Origin of the sequence: Yoonia maritima (assembly GCF_043641945.1) — a bacterium.
In the GTDB taxonomy this organism is placed as follows: Bacteria; Pseudomonadota; Alphaproteobacteria; order Rhodobacterales; family Rhodobacteraceae; genus Yoonia; species Yoonia maritima_B.
Genome location: NZ_JBHZRX010000002.1, coordinates 552095 through 574644 on the forward strand (window position 1 = coordinate 552095; position 22550 = coordinate 574644).

Sequence of the window (22550 nt, forward strand, 5' to 3'; positions counted from 1 at the left end):
GAAACCCACCCCAAACAGCCTTGCTTGAATACCGCACTGCTTAGGCCATGATGGGAACCAACAAAGACAATGGCGTCTTTTAAATGTCTCCACTGATTGGCGACAAGTAATTTGAGCAAAGCCGCTCGATACCTCTGCGCAAACCTCCCTGCGTAGATTTATCGAGCGGCTTTTTTTCATTGCCGCGTTACACGGAAAGGACCGCGAACATGCTTAAGACCCTCCCACTTGCGCTGACAGCCAGCGTTCTTCTTGGCACCACAGCTATTGGTCAAACGCTTGACCTAGAAAAAGAGGACCTGACGTTTGGCTTTATCAAGCTGACAGATATGGCACCTTTGGCTGTTGCCTATGAAAATGGCTATTTCGAAGACGAAGGCCTGTACGTCACACTTGAGGCACAAGCGAACTGGAAGGTTCTGCTAGATGGTGTGATCGACGGCCAGCTAGACGGCGCGCATATGCTTGCAGGTCAACCATTGGCCGCGACAATCGGTTTCGGTACCGAAGCCCATATTATCACACCGTTTTCCATGGATTTGAACGGCAACGGCATTACCGTTTCCAACGAAATCTGGGAACAGATGAAACCAAACGTGCCCTTGATGGACGACGGTCGCCCACAGCACCCAATTAGCGCAAGTGCCCTAGCACCCGTTGTTGAAGACTACAAAGACCAAGGTATCCCATTCAACATGGGCATGGTTTTCCCCGTCTCTACACACAACTATGAACTGCGTTACTGGCTTGCCGCTGGCGGGCTAGAGCCCGGTTACTACTCAACTGACGACATCAGCGGCCAGATTGGCGCTGACGTGCTGTTGTCTGTGACACCTCCTCCACAGATGCCGGCCACTCTCGAAGCGGGTACAATCTTTGGTTACTGCGTTGGTGAGCCATGGAACCAAGCGGCCGTATTCAAAGGCATCGGCGTTCCAGTGATCACCGATTATGAACTTTGGAAGAACAACCCTGAAAAAGTGTTCGGCCTGTCAGCTGAATTCGCAGAAGAGAACCCGAACACCACATTGGCCCTGACCAAGGCGCTGATCCGGGCGGCTATCTGGCTGGATGAAAACGACAACGCCAACCGCGAAGAAGCCGTGGAAATTCTGGCGCGCTCTGAATACGTCGGCGCAGATGCCGAAGTGATCGCGAACTCGATGACCGGTACGTTTGAATATGAAAAAGGCGACGTTCGCGAAGTGCCTGATTTCAACGTGTTCTTCCGCTACAACGCGACTTACCCGTTCTATTCAGACGCTATCTGGTATCTGACACAGATGCGTCGCTGGGGGCAAATCGCAGAGCCAAAGTCTGACGAATGGTTCATTGAGACAGCCCAAGACGTCTACCGTCCTGACATCTATCTCCAAGCAGCACGCCTGCTGGTCGACGAAGGTCTGGCGGACGAGGCTGACTTCCCTTGGGACAGCGACGGTTTCAAAGCACCAACACCCGCCGAGGATATCATCGACGGCATTGCCTACGATGGCCGCACACCAAACGCCTATCTCGACAGCCTGCCAATCGGCCTGAAAGGCGAGCAGATCATCGTCGGTAACGAAATCCAAGGCTAACGCAACATAACGCCCTACCCCGCCTTGGGGTGGGGCACCCCCACTTGCCCTAACAGACCACAGGACAACAGCATCATGACCGCAATCGACCCAGATACCCTTGACGCAGAGGCACGCCGCGCGCGCCTGTTCACAAGGATCAACAAGGCAGACGCATGGTTCCAAGTTTTGGGCCTGTCATGGGTAACACCCATTCTCAAAGCCGTCGCAGGCGATAACCCACGCGCACAGTTCTCCGAAATCTGGCGCCTATTGGGTGTGCCGATCCTTGCGATTGGTATTTTCCTTGTCGCTTGGGGCACGCTTGCACCCAAGGTGCAAACATCCCTTGGCGCGATCCCCGGACCGGTTGAGGTCTTGGAACAAGCGAAAAACCTGCACGCTGATGCTATCCGCGAAGGTGAAAAAGAAGTCGCGTTTTACGAACGCCAAGACGCGCGCAACGCCGAACACATCGCCAACGGTGACACCGACAAAGTGCGCGACCGCCCGTACACGGGCAAACCAACATATTACGACCAAATCTGGACCTCGATCAAAACGGTCTTCTTTGGTTTCTTGATTGCGTCAATCGTTGCGATCCCACTGGGCATCATGGCGGGCCTTAGCCCGACGGCGAACGCGGCAATCAACCCAATGATCCAGATCTTTAAACCTGTTTCGCCACTCGCTTGGTTGCCGATTGTGACGATGGTTGTCTCAGCCGTCTATGCGACCAACGACGGCATGTTCTCAAAGTCCTTCCTTGTTTCCGCGATCACCGTGACCCTTTGTTCACTGTGGCCAACGCTGATCAACACAGCATTAGGCGTCGCAAGCATCGACAAGGACCTCGTGTCGGTTTCCAAAGTCCTGAAAATGAACACCTACACCAAGATCACCAAGCTGGTGCTGCCTTCGGCGTTGCCGCTGATCTTTACGGGTCTACGCCTGTCACTGGGTGTTGGCTGGATGGTGCTGATTGCCGCTGAAATGCTGGCGCAAAACCCCGGCCTTGGCAAATTCGTTTGGGATGAATTCCAAAACGGGTCGTCACAGTCGCTTGCTAAAATCATGGTTGCCGTTCTGACCATCGGGATCATCGGGTTCATGCTCGACCGGGTCATGTACGCCCTGCAATCCATGTTCACCTTCACAGAGCAGCGGTAAGATCATGAGCATTCTCAAGTTCGACAACGTCTCAAAAAGCTTTGGCGAAGGACTGCATAAGTCTGACGTACTAAAGAACATCGACCTCGAAGTGAAAGAGGGCGAATTCCTTGTCCTCCTTGGCTTTTCCGGCACCGGGAAAACCACATTGATCAACCTGATGGCTGGACTGGAACAGCCGACATCCGGCAGCGTCACATTCAAAGACACGCCCATCACGGGCCCCGGCCCTGAACGCGGCGTGATTTTTCAGAACTATTCTCTGATGCCTTGGCTGACAGTTAGCGGCAATGTGCAGCTTGCTTTGGACAGCGTGTTTCCGAACATGCCAAAGGCAGAGAAAACACAAAAAGTCGCGCATTACGTTAAGATGGTTGGCCTTAGCCACGCCATGCAGCGCCGCCCGGCTGAATTGTCCGGCGGTATGCGCCAACGAGTAAACGTCGCACGGGCGCTGGCCATGAACCCAGAGGTACTGCTGCTGGATGAACCACTGTCCGCACTTGATGCGCTGACACGTGCGAACCTTGCAGACGAAATCGAACACATCTGGGAAGCCGACAAAAAGACCTGCGTTCTGATCACCAACGACGTGGACGAAGCCATTGTTCTGGCCGACCGGATCATCGCTCTAAACCCAGATGGCACATTGGGCGATGAATTCAGCGTCGATATCCCGCGCCCACGTGACCGGACCGAGATGAACAACCACGATGGTTTTAAGAAACTGCGTGCGTCAGTCACGAAATACCTGATGGACAAAGGCATCGCGTCCAAGGTCGAAGGCACACGCCTTTTGCCCGATGTCACGCCGATCCATGGTGTGCCAGCCGCCGTTGCCAAAGCCCAAGAAAGCGTCCGCGACGACGGTTTCCTGACGTTCTCGAAGCTGCATAAAATTTACCCCACCCCAAAGGGTCCCCTGACTGTGGTCGAAGACTTTGACCTAAAAGTAAACAAGGGTGAATTCATCAGCCTCATCGGGCATTCGGGCTGTGGTAAATCCACTGTTTTGACAATGGCCGCAGGGCTGAACCCGATTTCAAAGGGTGCGATCCGTCTTGATGGTTGGGACGTACAAGGTGCCGACCCAGAACGCGCCGTTGTGTTCCAATCGCCCAATCTATTCCCTTGGCTCACGGCCAAGGAAAATGTCGCGATTGGTGTGGACAAGGTCTACCCCAAAGCCTCCCAAGCAGAACGCCAAGACGTCGTTGAATACTATCTTGAACGCGTTGGACTTGCCGACAGCATGGATAAGTCTGCCGTCAGCATGTCAAACGGCATGAAGCAGCGCGTCGGTATCGCCCGCGCCTTTGCTTTGTCGCCCAAACTGCTGCTGTTGGATGAACCATTCGGGATGCTCGACAGCCTGACCCGTTGGGAACTGCAAGAAGTATTGATGGAAGTCTGGTCCCGCACGAAGGTCACCGCGATCTGCGTGACCCACGACGTGGATGAGGCGATCTTGCTTGCTGACCGCGTGGTGATGATGACCAACGGCCCACAGGCAACCATCGGTAAAATCACCGACGTAAACCTGCCGCGCCCACGGACACGCAAGGCGCTACTCGAACATCCTGATTACTACACCTACCGCCAAGAGGTTCTGGATTTCCTTGAGGAATACGAACACGGCGCCAAGCCGAAACCAAAGCCACAATCGATAGCAGCGGAGTAAACCATGACTCAGAAATTAATCATAATCGGTGCTGGCATGGCCACTGGCCGCGCGCTGGAACAACTGATCGAGGCCGATCCAAACGCCTATGACGTGACCCTGTTCAACGCAGAGCCACGCGGTAACTATAACCGGATCATGCTGTCCCCTGTCCTATCGGGCGAAAAGACATACGAAGAAATCGTCACCCATTCCGCCGAATGGTACGAAGAGAACGGCGTCACCTGCCGCTTTGGCGAACGCGTTGCGAATGTCGACCGCGCGCGCAAGGTTGTGATCGCAGAGAACGGCGATGAACTACCCTACGACAAGCTGATGTTCGGCACAGGTTCGAACCCATTCATCATCCCAATGCCGGGCCATGATCTGGAAGGCGTCATTGCCTACCGTGATCTTGAAGACACCGAATTGATGATGTCGATGAACGAAACCAACAAGGTCGTCGTTATCGGTGGCGGTTTGCTTGGCCTAGAGGCCGCAGCGGGCATGGCCGCGCGTGGCGTCGATGTAACCGTGGTCCACATCATGGGCCACCTGATGGAACGTCAGCTGGACGAAGCCGCAGGATACCTACTGCGCAAGGCGCTCGTGGACAAAGGGATCACTGTCCGTTGTCAGGCGAACTCGAAACAAATCCTTGGTGAAAACGGCAAAGTACGTGCGCTGCAATTGGACGATGGCACTGAACTGCCATGCGATCTTTTGGTGATGGCAGTCGGAATCCGTCCAAATGTGAAGCTCGCCCAAGATATCGGTTTGGCGGTTGGCAAAGGTATCCACGTGGATGACCAGATGCTGACGTCGGACGCCGACATTCTTGCGGTTGGTGAATGTGTCGAACATGACGGCGCCATCTTTGGTCTAGTCGCCCCGCTTTATGACCAAGCCAAAGTTGCGGCGAAAACCTTGCTTGATGAACCCGCGACGTTCGTTCAGCGCGAGATTTCGACCAAACTGAAAGTAACCGGTTGCGACCTGTTCAGCGCTGGCGATTTTGCCGAAGGCGAAGACCGCGAAGATATCGTATTCCGTGACCCGGCGCGTGGCGTTTACCGCCGCCTTGTACTGCAATCGAACAAAGTGATCGGTGCGGTCATGTATGGTGATACCGCCGACAGCAACTGGTTCTTTGGACTGATCAAAGACGCGACAGATGTGTCTGATATGCGCGATACGCTGATCTTTGGGCCCGCTTATCAGGGGGGAACCCCCATGGACCCGTTAGCAGCCGTTGCAGCCTTACCAGATGACGCGGAAATCTGTGGGTGTAACGGCATTTCCAAAGGTCAAATCATCGCTGCAATCAACGGCGGTGCCGATACGCTTGACGCGGTAAAGGCCACATCCAAAGCCGGCTCTTCTTGTGGGTCATGTGTTGGCTTAGTCACCCAAGTGCTGGGCCTGACATTGGGCGACGAATTCAAGATGCCCGAGAAAGAGACGATCTGTAAGTGCTCGGACCTATCCCACGACGACGTGCGCAAGCTGATCATCGCCAAAGAATTGAAATCCATCCCGCATGTTATGCAGGACTTGGACTGGAAATCCCCCGGCGGCTGTCACGTGTGCCGTCCTGCGCTGAACTACTATCTGGTTTGCGCATGGCCCGGCGAAGAGGTCGACGACGGCAAGTCACGTTTCATCAACGAACGCGTACACGCCAACATCCAAAAAGACGGCACCTATTCCGTCGTTCCACGGATGCTTGGCGGGATCACCACGCCTAAAGAATTGCGCGCCATCGCCGACGTTGCCGATAAATTCAAGGTCCCAACAGTGAAGGTCACCGGCGGCCAGCGGATTGACCTTCTGGGCGTCAAAAAAGAAGACCTTCCCGCGATTTGGTATGATCTGGGCGAGGCAGGCATGATGTCCGGCCAAGCTTACGCCAAAGGTCTGCGCACCGTGAAAACATGTGTGGGGACCGATCACTGCCGCTTTGGCACGCAAGACTCCACCGGTCTTGGCATCAAGATTGAATCTGAAATGTGGGGGGCGTGGTCACCGCATAAATTCAAACTTGCGGTCACAGGTTGCCCGCGCAACTGCGCCGAAGCAACGTGCAAAGATCTGGGGATCGTCTGCGTCGATAGCGGTTATCAAATCCTTGTTGGCGGTGCCGCCGGTCTTGACCTGCTTGAAGCCCAGCTTTTGATTACCGTACCGACCGAGGAAGAAGCGATCGAAGTGTCCTGCGCCTTTTATCAGCTGTACCGTGAAGGTGCGCAGTATCTGCATCGCCCTTATAAATGGATCGCGAAAGTTGGTCTTGATTGGGTAAAAGAACAAGTCGCGGATGATCTGGAAAACCGTGCGGCACTTGCTGAACGGTTCCGCTATTCGCAAAAATTCTACCAAGTTGACCCATGGGCAGAACGCGCGCGCAAAGGCGTGGATTCACATGAATTCACCCCGCTCGCTGACTTTACAAAGGTAGCTGCAGAATGACTGATTTCATCGACATCGGAAGCGTAACTGATATTCCCGTTCAAGGCGCGCGCATCGTTCGTACGGCGCATGGCGACATCGCAGTATTTCACACAGCATCCGGCCACTTCTACGCTGTAGACGAATACCTTGAAGGCAAAGCTGGCCCATTATCAAACGGTATCCAGCACGGCGAAAAGGTCACAGACCCAATGCGCAACTGGGTGTTTGATCTGGCCACCGGCGAAGCCCAAGGCGCGGACGAAGGCTGTGTTGGCACCTATGAAATGAAGGTCGAAGATGGGCGTCTGCTGCTATCAAGCGCTGCGATTGCAGGACAGGTGGCCGCAGAATGACATGCGTAAAAACAACCTGCCCCTATTGTGGGGTGGGCTGTGGCGTGCTTGCGCAGCCCGACGGCACGATCAAAGGCGACCCTGATCACCCGGCCAACTTTGGTCGGCTGTGTTCCAAAGGGTCGGCGCTCGGCGAGACCATCGATCTCGATGGTCGTCTTCTCGCACCGCAGATCCTTGGCCGTGAAGCGGGTTGGAACGATGCACTTGATCTGGTCGCAACAAAGTTCAGCGCTGCAATCCGCGATTACGGCCCCGACAGCGTTGCCTTTTACGTGTCAGGGCAGCTGCTGACCGAAGACTATTACGTCGCCAACAAGCTGATGAAGGGCTACATCGGCTCGGCCAACATTGACACAAATTCCCGCCTTTGCATGGCATCCTCTGTTGCCGGGCATAAACGCGCATTTGGCACTGACACGGTTCCCGGTACTTACGAAGACCTAGAAGAAGCTGATCTAATCGTTCTTGTTGGTTCCAACCTCGCTTGGTGCCATCCGGTGCTGTATCAACGCATTGCAGCAGCAAAGGCCGCACGCCCGGAAATGCGCGTCGTCAACATTGACCCACGCATTACTGCAACCAGCGATTTGGCCGATCTACACCTGCAGATCAAAGGCGATGGTGACGTTGCATTGTTCAATGGATTACTTAGCCATCTGGCTAACAGTGGAAAACTCAATAGCGATTACATCAATGCCCACGTTAACGGCTTTGATCTTGCGCTAGAAAGCGCAACTGCGGACGATCCGACTGCAAGCGGGCTAACCCCTGATGAAATCGCCCAGTTTTACGCAATGTGGGCTGGTACGGAAAAGACTGTCACGATCTATTCTCAAGGCGTTAATCAGTCGATGTCGGGGACAGATAAGGTCAACGCGATCATCAACTGCCACCTTGCCACGGGCCGCATCGGCAAACCCGGCATGGGCCCGTTTTCCGTCACCGGACAACCCAACGCGATGGGCGGCCGCGAAGTTGGCGGCTTGGCCAATATGCTCGCCAATCACCTTGATATCGAAAACGCCGACCACCGCGATGCCGTGCAGGCCGCGTGGAACAGCCCGACCATCTGCACCAAACCGGGGTTAAAAGCGGTCGATCTATTCAAGGCCTGCGCCGATGGCACGATCAAGGCGCTGTGGATCATTTCTACGAACCCCGCTGTTAGCCTTCCGGATGCGGATGGCGTGGCAGAGGCGATCAGCAACGTGCCGTTCACGGTTGTCACCGACATCATGGCGCGGACGGACACCGGCGATTTGGCTGATGTATTGCTGCCAGCAACAGGTTGGGGCGAAAAGAACGGAACCGTTACGAACTCTGAACGCCGCATTTCACGCCAACGTGCTTTCCTGCCGACGCCCGGTGCTGCGCGCCCAGATTGGAAAATCATCTGTGACGTGGCCGAGCGTATGGGCTTTGATGGCTTCGGTTATGAAACCGCCGGTGACATCTTTGTTGAATATGCAGCCACAACAGCGCTAAGCCAACAATTTGGCAAAGACCTTGATCTAGCAGCGCTAACTGATGCGGACTATGACAGTCTTGCGCCAACCCAATGGCCTGTTGGCAAGCAAACCCGGTTCTTTGCGGATGGCGCGTTTTATCACCCAGACGGTAAGGCACGTATGATTGCGGTTACCGCGCCAGAACTCAGGACAGGCAAGTTCAGGCTGAACACAGGCCGCAACCGCGACCAGTGGCATACGATGACCCGTACTGGCAAATCGCAACGGCTTGGCGCGCATTTGGCAGAGCCTTATGTCGAAATCCACCCAGATGATGCTGACGCAATTGGCGTTGATACGGCAGAACTGATCACGCTTTATGGCCCAAAGGGCAAAGGTATCTTCCGCGCACTGATCAGCGATAAGGTCGCGCCCGGAAACCTATTCGCGCCACTGCATTGGACACGCCAACTTTCTGCCGCAGGAGTCGTCAATAGCACGGTCGAAACGGGTGTTGATCCTATCTCGGGCCAACCCGCCACGAAAAGCGCACAAGTCGACGCGAGCAAATGCGACGCTGCTTGGTACGGTTTCGCCGTTAGCGCGGCGCAGATGCAGCCCAGCCGCCCCTACCATGCTATCGCCAAGACAAGCACAGGTTGGCAGGCAGAATTTGCAGGCATGAAAGCCCCAAGCAACTGGGAACATGAGGCACGCAATATTGCTGGCACGAAGGCAGGTAGCGCTGCCGTTATGCAGGACGCCACGACAGGAGATGTCCGCGTCGCGATCATTGAAAACGACCAAATCAGCGCGCTGTTTTTTGCAAGTACCACCCCAGTTGTCGTAGCCCGTCAACATGCGGCGACGCTGATCGGATCAGGCGTTGCAAGCCTTGAGGCGCTCGCCGGTCGGACAGCTGCGGATATGCCAGACCCGGGTGCCACCGTTTGCGCCTGTTTCAATGTCGGCGTAAACACATTGCGAGGCGCGATTAGCGACGGTGCTATGAGCGTCGCCGCATTGGGCGAAGCAACTTGCGCTGGCACCAACTGCGGGTCCTGCAAACCCGAATTGGCGGCCCTGATCGCGCAATTCCAAATCCCGGTGGCCGCTGAATGACCCTAACTCCCTTTGTCCAAACAGTAGCTCGCGGCGCTGGCCGCGCCCGCCCTCTGACACAGGACGAAGCAGCAAATGCCATGCAAGTCATCTTGGACGGCAAGGCAGAGCCAGAGGCATTAGGTGCCTTTTTGATGGTCCTGCGTTTTCGGGGCGAAATACCTGAAGAGATCGCGGGTTTCACACAAGCACTACGCGCCAAATCACCGGCGCCAATGTCCGCTGATTTGGACTGGCCGTCTTATGCAGCGGGCCGCACACGCGGTGCGCCTCTATTTTTGCTATCGGCGAAATTGGTTGCGCAGGCAGACTACCGCGTAGTCATGCACGGCTGGAACTCTCACCAAAGCACAGGCGCATCTGTACGCGATGCGCTTGGTGCGCTTGATATCCCGTTTGATGCCAGCGACGCGCCAATCACCTATCTGCCCGTTGAAACCCACGCGCCAGAGGCATTCGATGTCTTGCGGCTTCGCGATACGTTTGGCCTGCGGTCTTGCATCAACACGGTGCTGCGCATGTGGAACCCGACCAGCGCCCGCGCGACGGTTCAGGGCGTATTCCACCCGTCTTATCGCGGGTTGCAAGCGCAGGCCGCTGCGCTATTGGATCAATCTGACCTTACGGTGATCAAAGGCGGCGGCGGTGAATTCGAACGCAATCCAGCCAAAGGCATCCAAATCTTTGGCCTGCGCAATGGTGAACATCACCAGACCGAAGCCTCCGCACTTCGCGACGACACGCGCCGCATGAACGAACCAGAAGCCCAAGTGGACGCCACCCAAATCTGGGCAGGCACGCAAACCGATGCCTTTGCCGAAGCCACAGTTATTGGCACGACAGGCATCGCCCTGTGGACATTGGGTGCTGCCGACACAGTTGAACAAGCCGACGCGATGGCCGCTGCCCTATGGGCAGAACGGCATAGCCAGCAAAGGATATCTGCATGAAAACCTTTCCAATGTTTCTGACCATGGCAGGTCGCCGCGTTGTGATTGCAGGCGGCGGTGAACAGGCCGCACAAAAATGCCGGTTAATCCTAAAAACCGAAGCACAGATCACCATTCTGTCTTCCTCACTCGACCCTGAGCTGGCAGACCTCCATGCCGCCGGAAAAATCGGATGGGATAACACGCCGATCACGGCGCAACATTTTGCAGACACCGCGTTGGTATTCATCGCAACCGGGTGCCCTGGAATTGATTCAGCACTTCACGCGCTGGCCAAGGACGCAGGCGCGACCGTGAACGTCGTTGACCGCCCAGACCTATGCGACGCCATCACTCCGTCTATCGTAGACCGTTCGCCCGTTGTTGTCGCGATCGGCACCGAAGGCACAGCACCTGTGCTGGCCCGGCAAATCAAAACGCGGATGGAAGAACTGCTTGAGCCTCGACTTGGTGATCTGGCTGCGGTCGTTGGTCGATTGCGTGACAGTGCCGCGATGCGGCTCCAGCCGCGTCAACGCCGCGACCTGTGGCGCTGGGTGTTTAACGGCCCTGCCCGCGACGCGCATAAACGCGGCGCAGAACGCGAAGCAGCACAGCTGATCAAACACGCAATCGCGACCGCCGATTTTGGGCAAGCCGGCCCTGCTCCAGTGGCACTTGTTGGTGCGGGTCCGGGATCCAAAGACCTAATCACTTTGCGTGGTGTTCAACGCCTGCAAGAGGCCGACATCATTTTCTATGACCGGCTGATTGACCCCGAAGTCCTTGACCTCGCACGCCGTGATGCAGAACGTGTTTATGTAGGCAAGGCCCCGGGAGCCCACAGCTGGCCCCAAGACAAAATCAGCGGATTACTGGTTGCAGCAGCGCGCCAAGGGCAGCGCGTCGTACGCCTGAAATGCGGCGACCCCGGCGTATTCGCACGTGGTGCCGAAGAAGCAGACGCACTGACCGAGGCAGGCATCCCATTCGAAATCGTACCCGGCGTCACTGCGGCAAGTGCGGCATCCGCAGCCATGGGTGGTTTCCTGACTGAACGCGGCCAATGCGACACATTGGTGCTGACGACAGGCCGCGGTGAACATATCGACGACACCCCCGATTGGGCGGGCCTATTGACCCAAGGGCGGCGCGTCGCCGTTTACATGGGCGTCGGCACTGCAGACCGGATCGAAGCCGCGCTCACGACAGCAGGCCTAGCCCATATCGTTGAAGTCGACATCGTCGCCAATGCACAAATGCCGTCGCAAAAGATCGCACAATGCAAAGCGGCTGATTTGACGCAAACAATCAACGATCATGGCATCACCAACCCAGCAATCCTGTTCCTCAGCCACCGGAAAACGGCCCCGGTTCAGCTCGCCCACACTGCTTAAGTAAAGCGAATCGCAAAGCTTTACTTGCCCTTCGGGCGACAGGAACATAACATGAACATATAACGACCACAGCGCTGAGTCCTTTGATGTTCACTGTCCCCCTTCCCCGCATCGGAACCGACGTTGCATGGCGTGACGCCGCAAAACGACTGATCAGCGCGGGCGTCCCACCAAAAGAGGTGCTTTGGGATTTCGCGGGAACGCTCACACCGCTGCTCGACAATGCAACGCCGCTTCCCGAAGCCAAGCGTCGGGTGCAGGCACCGCACAGTTTTCTAACGCTTGCGCAGACGGTTGTCTGGCATCGAAACGACGACAGGTTCACGCGACTTTATACGGTGCTTTGGCGGCTGCGGAATGAAACTGGATTGATGAATGACAGCGACGACCCAGACTTGATCGCACTGCGGCAGCTAGACGATGATGTACTACGGGCCCAAGCACGGATGCGCAAATCCATCAGCTTTCGAGACTTACGACAAGGCGGCGCACGACACAGCTTTGCCGCATGGTTTGTGCCGGCGCATCACGTGGTCGAACCAATCGCGCCCTACTTCGCGCAACGACTGCCCGACCTAGACTGGATGATCGCCACCCCCGACGTGACAGCACAATTCATCAACGGAAACCTAAGCTTTCACCCCGGCCAACCCAAACCCGACTGGCCCAGCAGCAAGAAGCGGATCGACGACTATTTAGGGGATTTGTTCAATCCGTCGGGTGAAATACAGGCACCCAAAGCTTGAGGTGACGTTGCAGTTTGCCGCGCTGCCCCACTCCATAGCTTTCAGCCAAAAGGCTGCAGTGCGGGACGAAACCGCCGTTGCGATATTCTTAGCCAATGGCCGCTAACAACTCTATACTGCTATAAAAGACGCTCATTAGACGCATCGGTGAAAAAAATGCCCCAAGTCATTCTAGAGCAGGAACCAGCGATCCGCCTCGCGGTATTCCTTGGTGTCCTCATTGGCATGGCGGCTTGGGAGGTCGCAGTTCCGCGACGGAGAGTTGAAATTCCTCGGCTTTTGCGCTGGTCGAATAATCTTGCCTTGGTCGCTATCGACACACTCCTCGTTCGGCTTGTGTTCCCAGTGGTCGCAGTCGGACTTGCTGTAATCGCTCAAAAAAGTGGCTGGGGTCTCCTAAACCAGATCGGTATACCTTACTGGTTGGCTATTCTCATTGCGATTTTGGCGCTTGATCTGGCGATCTATTTTCAACATGTCCTGTTCCATGCCGTGCCAGCACTTTGGCGTCTGCACCGCATGCACCATGCTGATCTTGAGTTTGACGTGACAACGGGTCTACGGTTTCATCCCCTTGAAATCCTTCTTTCGATGTTGATCAAGCTTGGCGTCGTATTGGCTCTTGGGCCACCTGCAATAGCGGTCTTGATCTTTGAAGTCCTGTTGAATGCCAGCTCGCTGTTTAACCACTCCAACATACGCCTTCCGGTCAAGGTCGATGCTGTGTTGCGGTTGTTCATCGTCACGCCGGACATGCACCGCGTCCATCATTCAATTCTGCCATCAGAGACCAACAGCAACTTTGGGTTCAACGTGCCTTGGTGGGATCGGATTTTGGGAACCTATCTGGCGCAACCCAAGTCCGGGCATGAAGACATGACAATTGGAATAGAACAATTTCGAAATCGGCGCAGCCTTTGGCTTGATCGGATGCTCATTCAACCGCTTCTTGGTCGGGCGAGCGGGTATCCGACAAACCGAAAAGAAGAAGAACCTCAAATAGACCCAAAACTTAAGTAGGCCACGCCACACGCTATGTGTTGATTGGTGCGTATCGCAGCATTCGGTAGAATGGGCTCGCACCTGCCGTTCGCCTCAATCGTGCCCGGGGCCGCGAAACAGCCCCGGAACCGAACTCACGTATTGAACAAGAAGTGCATCACGTCGCCGTCTTTAACGATGTAGCCTTTGCCTTCTGCGCGCATCTTACCGGCTTCTTTTGCGGCTTGTTCGCCACCAAGGCCGACAAAATCATCATACCCGATGGTTTCCGCACGAATAAACCCGCGTTCGAAATCACCGTGGATGACGCCAGCGGCTTGTGGGGCGGATGTGCCTTCTTTGATGGTCCAAGCGCGGGCCTCTTTCGGGCCGACGGTAAAATAAGTCTGTAGGTGCAGCAGCTCGTATCCAGCACGGATCAGACGGTCGAGACCCGCTTCCTCTAGGCCCATTTCGCCCAAGAACATGTCGGCCTCTTCGGCGTCGAGCTGGCTGATCTCTTCTTCGATCCGGGCAGAGATCACAACATGGGAATTGCCCTGCGCCGCAGCCATTTCGGCCACACGTGCGGATTGGCTGTTACCAACACCAGCGCTTTCTTCTTCGACGTTACAAACGTAAAGAACCGGCTTGGTAGTCAGCAGTTGCAGCATCTTCCACGCCTTGGCGTCATCGGCATCGACCTCAACCGTACGTGCAGGTTTACCTTCTTCCAACGCCGCTTGGGCCGCCTCAAGCAAGCGCACCTGCTGCACAGCCTCTTTATCGCCGCCACGGACCTTGCGTGTTAGGTTCTGCAGGCGCTTTTCGATGCTTTCCAGATCGGACAGCATCAGTTCGGTTTCAATCACATTGGCGTCTTCAACCGGGTCAACACGGCCTTCGACGTGGGTAATGTCGTCGTCTTCAAAGCAGCGCAACACATGGGCAATCGCATCACATTCACGGATGTTGGCAAGAAACTGGTTACCCAGACCTTCGCCCTTTGACGCGCCCTTAACCAGACCTGCGATATCAACAAACGTCATCCGCGTTGGGATGATCTGCTTTGACCCAGCAATTTCAGCCAATTTATCAAGGCGCGCATCAGGCACAGCCACGTCACCCACGTTGGGCTCAATGGTGCAAAACGGAAAGTTCGCAGCCTGCGCGGCAGCGGTTTTCGTCAACGCGTTGAACAGGGTTGATTTGCCCACATTTGGCAAACCCACGATACCCATCTTGAAACCCATGTCAGCTCTCCTTGAAACTCTTGTGGGCTTCTAGGGGGGGATTGGGTTTGGTGCAAGATAAACAGGGGACCAATTGCGTGCGACCCATTGATTTTCCGCCCCTCATCGCGCAAACCCGAACCCAAGAATTACACTGGGGATTAAGATGAGCAGAATCGACGCGAAATTTGCGCAGTTGCAGGCCGAAGGCAAAAAGGCATTTGTTGCCTATGTGATGGCAGGTGATCCCGATTATGACACCGGGCTTGAGATCGTCAAAGGTCTGCCAGATGCGGGCGTCGATATCATCGAACTTGGTGTGCCCTTTACCGACCCGATGGCAGATGGCGCAACGATCCAGCTCGCGGGCCAGCGCGCGCTCGAGGCAGGTCAGACGCTCGAGAAAACGCTGCAATACGCACGCGAATTCCGCAAAAACGACGACACCACGCCGATTGTCATGATGGGCTACTACAACCCGATCTATTCGCGCGGCGTTGATAATTTCCTAAAAGACGCGGTCGAGGCCGGAATAGACGGGCTGATCATCGTGGATCTGCCGCCGGAAGAAGACGAAGAACTGTGCATTCCTGCCCAAGCCGCAGGCATCAATTTTATCCGTCTTGCGACCCCAACGACCGACGATAAACGCCTGCCCAAAGTGCTGCAAAACACATCCGGCTTTGTTTACTACGTCTCCGTCACCGGCATCACCGGCACCGCCGAGGCCCAAGCAGGCGACGTCGCCCCAGAGGTCGCGCGGATCAAAGCCAAAACCGACCTGCCCGTAATCGTAGGGTTCGGGATCAAAACCCCCGAGGCCGCCGAAAACATCGCCAGCATCGCAGACGGCGCCGTCGTGGGTTCCGCCATCGTCGATAAAATCGGCAAAGGCGAAAGCGTGGCTGACGTGCTAGCGTTTGTGAAGTCTTTGGCGGATGGGACGCATCGGGGCTGATGAATGATCACGGAAGTGAATTGAACCAACACACGCCGCTGACGGGTATTCTTGAGCATATCTATGGCACCGCGCGTGATGCGTTTTTCGGCAACTTTCTATTCTTCACAACACTTGGTCTAATCCTTGTCGGGATCGAAGCGCTGTTACTCCAAGGCAATCCCGCGTTGGCGTTGTTGAGTTTGGTCATAAATGTGGTGTGCGCCGTGCCTATCGCATTTATTGGACACCGGATCATGATGCTCAATGAATCGTTCCGACCACGGGACCTTTCTTCAACGCGCGTTATTCCTTCGCGGAGATTTCTAAAAACATCCCTGCCGTTTTTTTTGTTGAATGCGGCAATCTACGCATCATTCATCTTCTTGTTGTCCGCAGAAACATATCTGGGTCCCGACATCGTCCCGGCCTTCCTCCTTTTTCCCATCCTTATTTTGATTTTGTTCAATTTCTACTTTTTGGGGCGGTTCGGATCTGCCTTACCGGCAGCCGCAATTGGTACCAACCCCGGCCTTGCCCTAGCCGCGTTGCGCAGTAAGGGTCGGCGCTGGTTCCTCGTACAAAACATTCTGATCGGGCCGGCCTTGTTTGGATGGGGTACGAACAAGTTGTTTGCCGAATGGCAAAGGGCTGGCTTGTCATACACTGTATGGGACGATTACGGCAGTTTTAGCCTGATCGGCACAATTATGAGCTACCTCTCACAGCTTGTGGGTATTTTTGCCCTGTTGTTACTCGTTTCCGCACTTTGCCAAGCATATCGCAGCGGTGAGGCAATCTTAGGACACAAAACGCCTTAGCATCTTGCATGAAGCCCCCGTATCGGTAATAAATAATTACCAATTTCAGGATTTCAGCCATGCCAGTCATTACAACCATCGACGACCTTAAGCGCCTGCATAAACGTCGCGCGCCTAAGATGTTTTATGATTACGCCGAAAGCGGTAGCTGGACTGAACAGACGTTTCGCGAGAACACGACTGATTTTGACCAAATCCGCCTCCGCCAGCGCGTCGCGGTGGATATGTCGGACCGCACGACGAAATCGCAGATGATCGGGCAGGATGTGGCGATGCCTGTGGCGCTCGCCCCTGTTGGGCTGACCGGCATGCAATGCGCGGATGGGGAAATCAAGGCTGCCAAAGCCGCCGAGAAATTTGGCTTGCCCTTCACCCTATCTACCATGTCGATTTGTTCGATTGAGGATGTTGCTGCGAACACCAAAAACCCATTTTGGTTTCAGCTATACGTCATGCGTGACGAAGAATTCGTCGACAATATCATCGCCCGAGCTAAGAACGCAGGTTGTTCGGCGCTGGTCCTCACACTTGATCTGCAAATTCTTGGACAGCGGCACAAGGACCTAAAGAACGGTCTAACCGCCCCGCCCAAGATGACGATCCCGACGATGATCAACCTATCGACCAAATGGCGCTGGGGGATCGAGATGCTGCAAACCAAGCGCCGCACGTTTGGCAACATCGTCGGTCACGCGAAAAACGTCGGTGACACCAGCAGCCTGTCATCTTGGACCGCTGAACAGTTCGAACCCAAACTGGACTGGGGCATGATTGCGAAGCTCAAAGAAAAATGGGGCGGCAAGCTGATCCTTAAGGGCATTCTAGACGTCGAAGACGCGAAGAAAGCGGTTGAGATCGGTGCAGACGCGATCATCGTCAGCAACCACGGCGGTCGCCAGCTTGACGGTGCGCTTTCCGCCATCCGCATGCTGCCATCCATCGTGGCGGCTGTTGGAGATCAGGTAGAGGTCCACATGGACAGCGGCATTCGATCCGGCCAAGACGTGCTCAAGGCTTTGGCACTGGGTGCAAAGGGTGTCTATATCGGTCGCGCGTTTATCTATGGCCTAGGTGCGATGGGCGAAAAAGGTGTAACCACCGCGCTAGAGGTTATTCACAAAGAGCTCGACCTGACGATGGCGTTGTGCGGACGGCGTGATGTCAAAACGCTTGATCCAGACGTGCTTCTCATCCCGAGAAACTTTGAGGGTGAATGGCAGTAACGCATATATTTTACCTTACCCTTCCCGCTTAACGTGCAAATCGCGACACTTTTTAACGGAATGCGGGGCAAGGGGGAAAAAATCATCAATGCAAACATTGACCTCACGCTAAATCAACTAAAGTTTACCGTCGAATGCTGACGGCGACTCTGGTCGCCATCAACAGCACTCATGTGAAAAAGTACTAATTAGGAGAACTACTATGCGCATCACAAAAACTCTCGCCACTGCAGCAACTCTGGCTGTTGTTTCTACATCTGCTTTCGCTGGCGGTGTTGCACCTGTCATCGTTGAGCCAGTTGAAGTTATGGAAGCACCAAAGACATCTTCCGTAAGCTCAACATACGTGGTTGTTGGTGTTGTTGCTGCTCTGCTTATCGCAGCTGCTGCTTCAGCAGAATAAGACAGAACGCCGGTTTGGCGATCTGAAATCAACTAGCCTTGGCTGGTCGGATTATGGGGTTGGCATTACGCCAGCCCCTTTTCTATTCCAGCGCGGAAGCTTTGCGACGACCAGAACCAACGGCACCGCCAACAGCAATAAAACTGCGACCCCGCCAAAGGCGACACGTAGCCCGAACGCATCTGACACGATCCCCATGAGTACAGGCGCGAAAAAGAACCCCGAGAAACCAATCACAGCGGTGCGCCCAATCGCCTCGGTCCGCAAATGCGGCGCGACAAGTTTACCGACCAGCGCGAGCCCCATCGGCCCGATAACCGAAACGCCCAAGCCCAAGATGCCAAAACCCAGATAGGCCACCGCAGGACTAGGCGCGAGCGCCGCAATCACGGCACCGATGGCCGATACAATCGCCGCAAAGATGACGACGACGATCTCGCTCCAACGGGCGGCAACTGCCTGCCCCGAAAACCGCCCGATTGCCATCGTCAGCCCCAACATCGCCGGACCAAACGCGCCTTCGGCGGCTCGCCCGTGCAATGTCCGTTCTAGGTGAAGCGCCGACCATGCCTCGACGGTGGCTTCGGACATAAAGGCGACCAACACGATGGCGCCACATAGAATAATTGGCCACAGCGGGTAGCGGCCGTTCCCACTCTCCTCGTCGGCTTCGATGTCGGGAACATCCATCCAGATGAACGGCGCAACCAAGCAACTGACAACGGCGAACCCTGCGAAAACCGGCCCCGGTGGCAGGCCTGCCTCGCGCGTGACGGCAACGACCAAAGCCGCGACACCGTAAGCGACGGAAAACATCGCATGGTTCGCGTTCATCAGTGGCCTGTCGTGGGCAGCCTCTAGCAAACTGACCCGCGCGTTCATGACGACATCCAACAGTCCTGATGCCAAACCAACCAGCCCAAGTGATATGGCAAAAGCAAGCGGTGTATGCATATGCCCCGGCACAAGCCATGCGATGGCTAAAAACACCACTCCGCACTGCAACGCGCGCGCACCAAGCCAGCGATCAAGGATCGGCGCAAGCCACATCGATGAGACCAACCCCGTGGCTGACCCCAGCAACAAAGTGCCAAACAACGCATCCGAAACACCAAGCGTCGCTTTAATATGCGGAACATAGGCCGCAAAGCAGCCCCAAAACAGGCCAACAACCACAAAGGCAGCAGCCGGGCGACGGGAAATAATAAGCGCGTTCAAAATAGACATAACGCCATGGCTGAACGATATTTTTTACCAAAGCAAGTTTCAAATTTCACTTTACGTTTAGGGGCAACCGCGCACCCCAAGACTTGTGGGTGCGCGGTTGTTTTCTAGCTCAAAACTGCTCGCAACTTTGGAATCCGTGATACGATCAACGTATCAATCGCCAGAACAATTAGCAGGGCAAGGCCAGCCATTGGGAATGCCATCGACACTCCCAAACCGACCAAGACTGCCCCTTGCCAAAGCGGCAGTTCGTTGGGCATCGGCGGTGCGGCAAGCCGACCTGCTTTGGTTGGGCGACGTTTCCACCACAGTACCAATGCGCTTGCGCATAGGAATATCACCGATAGGCAAACGACCGTGTTGGCTAAGACGCTCCATAGGCCCAGTGTGCCCATATGTAACGCGATTCCGACAGCCATTGCTTTGCCCGCAAGCGAATAATCCTCATAGCGTACATCGGCGAGAACCTTGCCTGTGAATTGATCGACATGCACTGTCCTGTCTGTCGTCGGGCTTGTGCTATCGGTGCTCATGGAATCCCGGCTAAGCGTCCATACGCCGGTATCACCACGCGGTAAGTTGAGCTGATAGCGAGCGTCAAACCCGATATCCCGCGCCAAGGCATCAACCGTATCGATTGTCACAGCGCCAGTGATTGCCACCTGCCCTGCTTCGCTGCCCGATGCGGGCATAGGTGTTTGCTCCAGCGCCCAAGGCACCTCATGGCGGTCATGGTTCATGCTTGCATGGGTCTCATCTGATAGTGGCACGTTGTCCCATTTTTCGGCAGGGAATTGGCTCCAAGCTTGGACCATTTTACCACCCCAGATACCGGCCCAGGCCAATCCTGAAATCAGGAACAGCACCAAGAAAACCGATACCCATATGCCGACAACGCCATGCAGCGATTTCCACAGACTGCGCCCTTGTGTGAACTTCGGCAACAACGCTGCACGCCAGCCACCACTACGCGGCCACCACATATATAGCCCTGTTGCGATCAAAACGAGGCTAAGTGAAGCCGCCGTTTCCAGCATGCGGTCACCCGTCACCCCAAGCATCAGATCACTGTGGATGTTATCAAAGAAATCGTACCACCCGCTGCGCCGCGGGAATGTTTCGATAACGGATGCAGTATAAGGATCGACCGCAACCATGATTGCGTCGTCGCCCTGATCCACACGGAAAAGCGCCGCCAGATCATCGCGACGTGGCGCGACGTATTGCTTGAGCACCCCGCCCTCAATCGCGGCAACTGCAGCATCCGCCTGCTGCGAGACTGAAAGAACGGTCTCTTGTGGGATCACGGCGGTTCTTTCACCGTCACGCCCGTCGATCCAAGAAATCCAAAGCATCATCATACCCGTGATTGCAAGGATCATCAGAAATGGGATCACAACGAATCCCGTGTAGAAATGCCAACGCCATGCAGCAAAATAGAGTTTATTCACTCCGCCCTCTGGCTGCGCATTTTTCGATATATTCATGTTTTAAGGCTCCAAGCCATTTGTCCGCCCGAGGGCGGTGATTGAACTATTCAAGGGTGAAATGTTCAGGCTTGGGGCGGCGCACGCGACAGCCGCGCAGGGTCAAGGCGTTGCGCGTTGCGAATGTTTTGGGCAACCGCGACCAAAACGTCATAATCACCGAATATGATCGCAGGCGGCCCATACGAAACTGGTGGCAAGACAGCCGCGGCGATCAAATGACAGGCCGCGCAGTGCTTGTGCATCGGCTTGCGCGGGTCCGTGGTACCTCCACATAAATCAGCGAAAGTTCCCCCAGCAGCCAAATAGGCCGCCAGATCGTCGTCCATTTCGCTATGCTGCGCGGGCGATGCCGTGCCTAAAACAACCAAAGCAAGCATCAATGCCAAGGTCGTGAATAGTCTACCAACAATGCTAATTCTGTGCCGCATGGCGCAGGCTCCTACACGATTCTTAAGAAAATCGCGAGCACATATTGTCGCGCATATAGAAACAAACGCACTCAGCAGGCAATATAAGTGACTATCTTGGGCCATCGCGCATACACAAAACCCCTTTTCAACAGGGCGAATCCCGCCTATAGGCACAGTCCTTAACGGGCCGCACACCCTTGGAGGGCGGCTCATAACATATCGGAGAATTACTATGGCTGGAAAGATCCCAGATCTTAACGCCAAGGTACGCGCGGGGACAGGCAAGGGGGCCGCCCGCCAAGCTCGCCGTGATGGCGACGTACCTGGCATTGTTTATGGTGGTGGCGCAGAGCCCCAATCCATCAGCATCCCATTCAACTACCTGCTGACTATGCTGCGCAAAGGCCGCTTCATGTCGACTCTTTTCAACCTCAAGGTTGAAGGTCAAGAAGACGTGCGCGTGATCTGCCGTGGCGTTCAGCGCGACGTGGTTAAAGACCTGCCAACTCACATCGACCTGATGCGCCTGAAGCGTACAAGCCGTGTGAAATTGTTCATTCCTGTTGAGTTTGCAAACGCAGACACCTGCCCAGGTGTGAAAAAAGGCGGCGTTCTGACTGTTGTTCGTAACGAAGTCGAACTTGATGTTCTAGCCGGTGAAATCCCTGATCACATCACTGTTGATCTTGCGGAAACGCAAATGGGCGATGTTATCCACATCAGCGACGTCACACTTCCTGAAGGTGCGAAATCTGTTATCGAACGTGACTTCGTCATCGCGAACATCTCTGCTCCACGTACATTGTCTGCTGACGATGAAGATGAAGCAGAAGAAGGCGCAGAAGAAGCAGCCGAAGAAGCAGCGACAGAATAATCCAACGCATTCGCGTGGATCAAAGGGCACCCATTTGGGTGCCCTTTTTGTTTTGGACACCACGATAACTGAGCAGGGCGAAATCACGCCGCGCAATGCGTTGAACGCTTGAGC

Annotated in this window: 19 protein-coding genes; 15 read left to right on the top strand and 4 right to left on the bottom strand. The window is 55.2% G+C overall.

The window, feature by feature from the left end; genetic code table 11:
• The first annotated feature begins 209 nt into the window (after positions 1-209).
• The 10 genes from ACHUEV_RS06445 (at position 210) to ACHUEV_RS06490 (ending at position 13858) form a co-directional block, all read left to right on the top strand.
• Positions 210-1580 carry a CmpA/NrtA family ABC transporter substrate-binding protein gene (locus ACHUEV_RS06445; RefSeq protein WP_394178233.1) on the top strand — a complete coding sequence of 457 codons (1371 nt, stop codon included), beginning with the start codon at positions 210-212 and terminating at the stop codon, positions 1578-1580.
• Between the two features lie 75 nt (positions 1581-1655).
• Entirely contained in the window at positions 1656-2729 is a 1074-nt protein-coding gene (locus ACHUEV_RS06450) for an ABC transporter permease (RefSeq protein WP_394178234.1), read from the top strand.
• Positions 2730-2733: 4 nt separating this feature from the next.
• Entirely contained in the window at positions 2734-4410 is a 1677-nt protein-coding gene (locus ACHUEV_RS06455) for an ABC transporter ATP-binding protein (protein WP_394178235.1), read from the top strand.
• A gap of 3 nt (positions 4411-4413) precedes the next feature.
• Positions 4414-6858: a nitrite reductase large subunit NirB gene (gene nirB / locus ACHUEV_RS06460; protein WP_394178236.1), complete on the top strand. Its 2445-nt coding sequence runs from the start codon at positions 4414-4416 to the stop codon at positions 6856-6858.
• Positions 6855-7193: a nitrite reductase (NAD(P)H) small subunit gene (locus ACHUEV_RS06465; RefSeq protein ID WP_106354978.1), complete on the top strand. Its 339-nt coding sequence runs from the start codon at positions 6855-6857 to the stop codon at positions 7191-7193. Before nirB ends, ACHUEV_RS06465 begins: the two co-directional genes overlap by 4 nt.
• Positions 7190-9766 (top strand): nitrate reductase, encoded by a 2577-nt coding sequence (locus tag ACHUEV_RS06470; protein ID WP_394178237.1) that lies wholly within the window; start codon positions 7190-7192, stop codon positions 9764-9766. Before ACHUEV_RS06465 ends, ACHUEV_RS06470 begins: the two co-directional genes overlap by 4 nt.
• The gene (locus ACHUEV_RS06475; protein ID WP_394178238.1) at positions 9763-10716 is read left to right on the top strand and encodes a glycosyl transferase family protein; all 954 of its coding nucleotides are present in this window, start codon (positions 9763-9765) and stop codon (positions 10714-10716) included. Before ACHUEV_RS06470 ends, ACHUEV_RS06475 begins: the two co-directional genes overlap by 4 nt.
• Entirely contained in the window at positions 10713-12092 is a 1380-nt protein-coding gene (cysG, locus tag ACHUEV_RS06480) for a siroheme synthase CysG (protein WP_394178239.1), read from the top strand. The genes ACHUEV_RS06475 and cysG overlap by 4 nt, the downstream gene beginning before the upstream one ends.
• Positions 12093-12178: 86 nt before the next feature.
• The gene (locus ACHUEV_RS06485) at positions 12179-12838 is read left to right on the top strand and encodes a DUF4130 domain-containing protein (RefSeq protein ID WP_394178240.1); all 660 of its coding nucleotides are present in this window, start codon (positions 12179-12181) and stop codon (positions 12836-12838) included.
• 156 nt (positions 12839-12994) lie between these two features.
• Entirely contained in the window at positions 12995-13858 is an 864-nt protein-coding gene (locus ACHUEV_RS06490; RefSeq protein ID WP_394178241.1) for a sterol desaturase family protein, read from the top strand.
• 116 nt (positions 13859-13974) lie between these two features.
• On the opposite strand, the gene ychF is transcribed toward ACHUEV_RS06490, so the two are convergent.
• Positions 13975-15072 (bottom strand): redox-regulated ATPase YchF, encoded by a 1098-nt coding sequence (ychF, locus tag ACHUEV_RS06495; protein WP_394178242.1) that lies wholly within the window; start codon positions 15070-15072, stop codon positions 13975-13977.
• A gap of 145 nt (positions 15073-15217) precedes the next feature.
• Here ychF and trpA point away from each other — a divergent pair, with 145 nt between their 5' ends.
• The 4 genes from trpA to ACHUEV_RS06515 all read left to right on the top strand — a co-directional run bounded on the left by trpA (position 15218) and on the right by ACHUEV_RS06515 (position 18435).
• Positions 15218-16009 carry a tryptophan synthase subunit alpha gene (gene trpA / locus ACHUEV_RS06500; protein WP_394178243.1) on the top strand — a complete coding sequence of 264 codons (792 nt, stop codon included), beginning with the start codon at positions 15218-15220 and terminating at the stop codon, positions 16007-16009.
• The gene (locus ACHUEV_RS06505) at positions 16009-16809 is read left to right on the top strand and encodes a hypothetical protein (protein ID WP_394178244.1); all 801 of its coding nucleotides are present in this window, start codon (positions 16009-16011) and stop codon (positions 16807-16809) included. Before trpA ends, ACHUEV_RS06505 begins: the two co-directional genes overlap by 1 nt.
• A gap of 59 nt (positions 16810-16868) precedes the next feature.
• Positions 16869-18032 carry an alpha-hydroxy acid oxidase gene (locus ACHUEV_RS06510; protein WP_394178245.1) on the top strand — a complete coding sequence of 388 codons (1164 nt, stop codon included), beginning with the start codon at positions 16869-16871 and terminating at the stop codon, positions 18030-18032.
• Between the two features lie 202 nt (positions 18033-18234).
• Positions 18235-18435 (top strand): hypothetical protein, encoded by a 201-nt coding sequence (locus tag ACHUEV_RS06515; RefSeq protein ID WP_394178246.1) that lies wholly within the window; start codon positions 18235-18237, stop codon positions 18433-18435.
• A gap of 51 nt (positions 18436-18486) precedes the next feature.
• Here ACHUEV_RS06515 and ACHUEV_RS06520 read toward each other — a convergent pair whose 3' ends face one another.
• From ACHUEV_RS06520 to ACHUEV_RS06530, 3 genes are all read right to left on the bottom strand, one after another.
• Complete coding sequence (locus ACHUEV_RS06520; protein ID WP_394178247.1) at positions 18487-19662, bottom strand: MFS transporter; 1176 nt, start codon at positions 19660-19662, stop codon at positions 18487-18489.
• A 104-nt stretch (positions 19663-19766) separates the two neighbouring features.
• Positions 19767-21149 carry a PepSY-associated TM helix domain-containing protein gene (locus ACHUEV_RS06525; RefSeq protein WP_394178248.1) on the bottom strand — a complete coding sequence of 461 codons (1383 nt, stop codon included), beginning with the start codon at positions 21147-21149 and terminating at the stop codon, positions 19767-19769.
• Positions 21150-21214: 65 nt separating this feature from the next.
• Complete coding sequence (locus ACHUEV_RS06530; protein WP_394178249.1) at positions 21215-21580, bottom strand: hypothetical protein; 366 nt, start codon at positions 21578-21580, stop codon at positions 21215-21217.
• A 214-nt stretch (positions 21581-21794) separates the two neighbouring features.
• On the opposite strand from ACHUEV_RS06530, the gene ACHUEV_RS06535 reads away from it, so the two are divergent.
• Positions 21795-22436 carry a 50S ribosomal protein L25/general stress protein Ctc gene (locus ACHUEV_RS06535; RefSeq protein ID WP_394178250.1) on the top strand — a complete coding sequence of 214 codons (642 nt, stop codon included), beginning with the start codon at positions 21795-21797 and terminating at the stop codon, positions 22434-22436.
• Positions 22437-22550 lie beyond the last annotated feature (114 nt).